3 protein-coding genes and 1 pseudogene are annotated in these 5,334 nt (G+C 62.5%); all 4 read right to left on the bottom strand.

Annotation, left to right across the window (positions count from 1 at the left end; all coding sequences use genetic code 11):
• Window positions 1–623 (bottom strand): DUF2931 family protein (locus AC1DXW_RS30755; protein WP_477760890.1); only part of this gene is annotated, 623 nt, incomplete at its 3' end.
• 13 nt (window positions 624–636) lie between these two features.
• A complete protein-coding gene (locus tag AC1DXW_RS30750; protein ID WP_477760889.1) occupies window positions 637–1,293 on the bottom strand; it encodes a DUF2931 family protein in 657 nt (218 codons plus the stop codon).
• Window positions 1,280–1,909: a DUF2931 family protein gene (locus tag AC1DXW_RS30745; protein WP_477754670.1), complete on the bottom strand. Its 630-nt coding sequence runs from the start codon at window positions 1,907–1,909 to the stop codon at window positions 1,280–1,282. The genes AC1DXW_RS30750 and AC1DXW_RS30745 overlap by 14 nt, the downstream gene beginning before the upstream one ends.
• 1,697 nt (window positions 1,910–3,606) lie before the next feature.
• Window positions 3,607–5,334, bottom strand: a pseudogene (locus AC1DXW_RS30740) (DUF2345 domain-containing protein); the annotation flags it as partial.

The raw sequence follows: 5,334 nt of genomic DNA, 5'->3' as shown, positions 1-5,334 counted from the left end.
GTGCCATAGGGGATTCCGTGTTGATCGATATAGGCCTGCGCCTCAGGCTTCGGTGCGCGGTAATAGTTACCCTTACCGTTTTGATAAGGCCCAAGCGGCTCGATCTCCGCCTGAAAGCGTCCAACCTCCTTGAACCCCAGGCATGGCCCACCCACCCAGACCTTGACGATGCCACCGGGGGCCATGCCCAACGTGATGGAATCCCGATACTCGTCCTTCCATTTTTTTGAGCCTTTGCAAAACACCCGCTCGGACTTGACCATCTCATCCCGCACCCACTGCGGGATCCGGATACCGATCTTGTAGGTCTGCGGCTCCACCAGCGATTGCCAGCGCACGAAGATGCGGTCCGGCAGGTCGACGTTGTTCACTGGCATCATCGATCCAGCCCCTTGGTGCCAGCCTTCTGCTTTGCCGGTGTAACTGGCTACTCCTCCCGACACGTGAAAGAACGCCAATCCCCGTTGATCAAGCACATCCACGCTCTCGACCCACACTTCCATGTATCGCGGTGCAGCCAGGCCGACGTACCAGCTGTGGTAGGGCAACTTGGGCGGCGTGGGGCCCGTGGCGCAGGCACACAGGCTGAACAACAGTCCGACCAGCAAGATCAGGCGCTTCATTGGGGAGTGCCCCTTACCAAGTGTCATAGGGGATTCCGTGTTGATCGATATAGGCCTGCGCCTCAGGCTTCGGTGCGCGGTAATAGTTACCCTTACCGTTTTGATAAGGCCCAAGCGGCTCGATCTCGGCCTGAAAGCGTCCAACCTCCTTGAACCCCAGGCACGGCCCACCCACCCAGACCTTGACGATGCCGCCGGGAGCCATGCCGAGGGTGATCATCTGTCGATAGTCATCAATCCACTCTTTTGAGCCTTGGCAAAACACCCGCTCTGGCTTGAGCATCTCCTCGCGCACCCACTGCGGGATCCGGATACCGATCTTGTAGGTCTGCGGCTCCACCAGCGATTGCCAGCGCACGAAGATGCGGTCTGGCAGGTCGACGTTGTTTACCGGCATCATTTTCCCCCCTCCTTTGTGCCAGCCCTCCGGGTTACGGGTGTATCCAGCCACGCCCCCAAACACGTGAAAGAACGCCAACCCGCGCTGGTCCAACACATCCACGCTCTCGACCCACACTTCCATAAAACGCGGTGCAGCCAGGCCGACGTACCAGCTGTGGTAAGGCAACTTGGGCGGCGTGGGACCACCGGCGCAGGCGCAAAGGCTGAACAACAGGCTGACCAGCAGGCTCAGGCGCTTCATTGGGACGTAGCCCTTACCAAGTGCCATAGGGAATCCCGTGCTGGTCCACGTAGGCTTTGTTTTCAGGTTCTATGGGCACGTATTGGCCGTTGCTCTTTCCTTTGTAAGGCCCAAGCGGCTCGATCTCGGCCTGAAATCGCCCGACTTCCTTGAACCCAAGACATCCCGCACCCACCCAAACTTTGACGATGCCACCGGGCGCCATCCCCAACGTGATTCTGTTGCGATACAGCGTTACATTCTCCTGATCCGCTTTACAGAAAACCCGCTCCGGCCTGACCATCTCATCGCGCACCCACTGCGGGATCCGGATACCGATCTTGTAGGTCTGCGGCTCCACCAACGATTGCCAGCGCACGAAGATGCGGTCCGGCAGGTCGACGTTGTTTACCGGCATCATTTTCCCCCCTCCTTTGTGCCAGCCTTCAGGTTTGCGGGTGTAACCGGCCACCCCGGCAGACACGCGAAAGAACGCCAACCCGCGCTGATCGAGCACATCCACGCTCTCGACCCACACTTCCATGAAACGCGGTGCCGCCAGGCCGACGTACCAGCTGTGGTAGGGCAACTTGGGCGGTGTGGGACCATTGGCGCAGGCACACAGGCTGAACAGCAGTCCGACCAGCAGGCTCAGGCGCTTCATTGCGGGTAGCCCTTTTGTGGCTGATGAGGATGGATCTTGCGTGTGCTGTCGGGTGCCGGTTTGTTGATCATCAAACCTTTGTTGGGCGTCCAGTGGGCGGACTGATGGATATAGCGAGCGCGCAGTAAACGTTCCTGCTCGGGATTGAGGATGACCTCGGTGCCCGACAGTGCATGCTCAAGGATTTGTGCAGCGATCGGTTGCAAATCTGTGGGTAGTGCCAATCCGGGTTGCGCTTCAAGACTTTTGAAGGGCACACCATGACGCACACCCAGTTCGCGCATCAGGCGCAAGGCAATCAATGCCAATTCACCTCGGACCGGACGATCCAGAACAATCGCCAGCAGATAGTGGTCCTGGTCGGACTCCTGCTTGCCCCGGGCGGCCGGGGTGAACGACCAGGCCTTGACCTCGACACTGCCTTCGTCAGCCAGGCCACTGGCGCGCAGGGCCTGCACTTGAGCCAGGGCCTTGGCCCACTCGGGAGTGGACTGCACCGGTTGGTTGCGTCGCAGGGTGAGGCGACCGGGTCGGGTCAACCACAGCCGTTCCCGGGCACGTGGCAGATAGCCGCCGCCGATGTCCGAGTGCACCCCGGGCAGACTGATTTGTCGATGATCGTGCAGCACTTCGTTGAGGGAAAAGTTAAGCCGGCACTCGTCGCGCGCCTGTAGCTGGATGACCTGACGCGCACAACCGGGTGGCAGGTACAGGTTAACGCCCGGGTTATGGTCATCGGCCACGTTCAGGTCCATGCCGCCGATGGCGGCCACGGTGTCGAACAGGCCGATCAGGTTGAGGCGGATATCGACCGCCGGGTCGAAGCTGCCGAGCAGGCCGAAGCGGCCTCCCTGCAGCAGATCACCGAATACACCTCGACCCGGTTTGAGCAGTTCGTTGGCACAGTGGCGCGTGGCGGCGGCACCGCGGCTAAAGCCAAAGATGTCGAACTCAACCCGACGGATATTAGTACCTGGGTTGGCAACCGAAAAATCACGTAGTTGCTCCGCAATTACTGCCGGCGCTTGTTCAACCCGCGCCACCACCCCGGTTTCACCCCGCCCCATACCTTGCCCGAAAAGCGAGTCGTCACCACCGCTGCGGGTACCAATACCCTCCAGATAGACCGGCACATAACCAATTTCAGCTCCGGGCGGGAGACCATCGGTGGCGTGATCGGGATACAGCGCAAACAAATGCACCACATTACTCGGCGCATTCCCATAACTGTTATCCGGCGTACGACCAAAACCACTGCCATCAAACTCGTCAAACCCATACTGGTTGCACAACTGAATGATGGACGCCAGATCGCTTTCATCGAACAGTTGCAGATCCTCGCGTCGGCACTGTTCGGTGAGGGCCGCGTTGGCCTGGTTGTTACCGGTGCCATCAAAAAACAGCCCGATGCGCAGGGTGATGCCTTCGAGTTCTTCCTCTTCCTCCTCTTCGTCCATGTCGTAGATCAGCGAGAGTTCCTCCGGAGCGGCGGTGTACACCCGCTGGGTGAAACCCTGGCTGTCGGTGGTGCCTTTCCACACGTTGCCGCTGGCACTGGAGATCTTGTACGGCACGCCGGCCAGGACCTGCTCGCCATCGTTGGCAAAAATCTGGTACTGCTGATCGAACGCCAGCGGCGGATCAATCACCGCCGGCAGCGGCGGCAAGCGCGCCGCCTGCGTGACCTTGGTCGGGACGTACTCCAGAAACGCCGCCTTGATGTTGTGATCGCCCGCCGTGCCCGACTCGATGCCACACGTCTCCAGGCTGAGGTAGCTGCCGCCGCCGTTGAGGACGATTTTCTTCTTCGCCGTGATGTGGATTTCGTCCTCGGTGCTGGTGATGTCCAGCCCCAGCCGGGCGATCAGTTCCAGGCGGTCGTTTTGCGCCTGCACGCTGACCGGGCCCTGATTGGCGATCAGCTTGATCCCCAGCTTGCGCACGAACAGGCTCAGGCCCTGGCCGACGCCGATGAACAGGCGCTTGACCACGCTGAGGTCGGCGTGGCCGCCGGCGTTGAGCATCAGGTTGTCCTGCGCGGCCAGTTGCAGGTGCTGGCCGCTGGTCAGGGCGATGCCTTGTGGGGCGCTGAGCAGCAGGACCTGGGACTTGAGCTGTTCCAGATCCTGGCGCAGCAGGTTCAGTTGCGCGGCCACGTCCGCCGGTTCGGCGTGGGCGGTTTGGGCGTCCGTGGACAGCTGTTGCAGTTGGTCGCCGGCCTGTTGCAGGCGGCCGACGGCGGCGGCCATGTCCAACACCTGCCCCTGGGCCTTGCTCTGTTCATCGGCACTGATAAACAACCCCTTGCCCGCGCGAATCGCCCCCCAGGCATCGGTGCGCAACTCAAAGCCTTCCCCACGTTTGGCCTTCTTCGCATCCACCACGTGCCCGAGGTTGAGCTGGCTCTTGCCACTGTGTTCGGTGCTGAGCTTGATGTGCTCCTGACCGCGGGTATCGTCCAGCCGCAGCTTGTTGTTGGCCGGGGTGCGCAGCACGTTGCGTTTTTCGTTGTACATGGTGACGGGGTCGGGGTGCTGGCTGTCGTGCAGGGCGTGGGCGATGTAGGGGCGGTCGGGGTCGCCCTGTTCGAAGGCCACCGCCACTTCGGTGCCGGCGATCAGCGGCAGGTGCAGGCCGTGGGTGTCGCCGGCGTACGCCCGGGCCAGGCGCAGCCAGGTGCTTTCGCGACCGGCGTCCCAGGTGTCGCGGTCGAACAGGAACTGYACCCGGTAGCGGCCCTCGGCGTCGGTATCGGCGTAGGGGTTGTGGGCCTGYGCGCTGGTCACCCGGGCCGGCACGGTGCCGGCGATCAAGGGTTTGGGCGGCACCTCGGGGCGAAAGCACACCGTCTGCGCAAAGGGGATGGCCTGGAAGCTGCACTCGAAGCTGCGRTCGCGGGCGGCGCCGGCCTTGAGCCCGATGATCACCGCCCGCGGCGCGAAGGCCTGGGGCGCGCCGTCGGTGACTTCCAGCACCTGGCCCGGYGCCAGGCGGGGACTGCTGCTCATGCCGCGCAGGCGGGTGCGGCGATTGAGGTAACGCTCGTGGCGCAGGCGYGCATAGAAGTAGCCGCTTTCGCACTGCACGTCTTCGGGGAAGTCGTGGCGGTCGCCGAGCGTGGTGTAGGGTTCGGCGTAGTGGTAGGCCTCGCCGTAGGTGCCCTTGGCGCCGCGCGTCTGGTCGATGTCGCCGTCCAGGTGCGCGCGGGCGTCGCGGTGGTGGTAGGCGCGGATGTTCACGTGCTGCTCCACCACCTGGTGTTCCGACTGCAAGGCCCAGACGCTGTCCTCACCGCGGCTGCTTAACCCGGAGAGCGGCCGCAGCGGCAGCTCGACGTCGAACTGGTAGGCGCGCGGGGAGTCGTGGAATTCGACGACGTCGATGCCCAGGCGTTCGTCGCTGGTGAAGCGGTACCAGATGCCGAC

The organism is Pseudomonas sp. P4_C4, assembly GCF_056402055.1.
This window is presented reverse-complemented; position numbering and strand designations above follow the sequence as displayed.

What these genes read in the sequence shown, in the direction of transcription:
- AC1DXW_RS30750 (WP_477760889.1), bottom strand. Translation starts at nt 1,293, where the DNA reads ATGGCACTTGGTAAGGGCTACGTCCCAATGAAGCGCCTGAGCCTGCTG.
- AC1DXW_RS30745 (WP_477754670.1), bottom strand. Translation starts at nt 1,909, where the DNA reads ATGAAGCGCCTGAGCCTGCTGGTCGGACTGCTGTTCAGCCTGTGTGCC.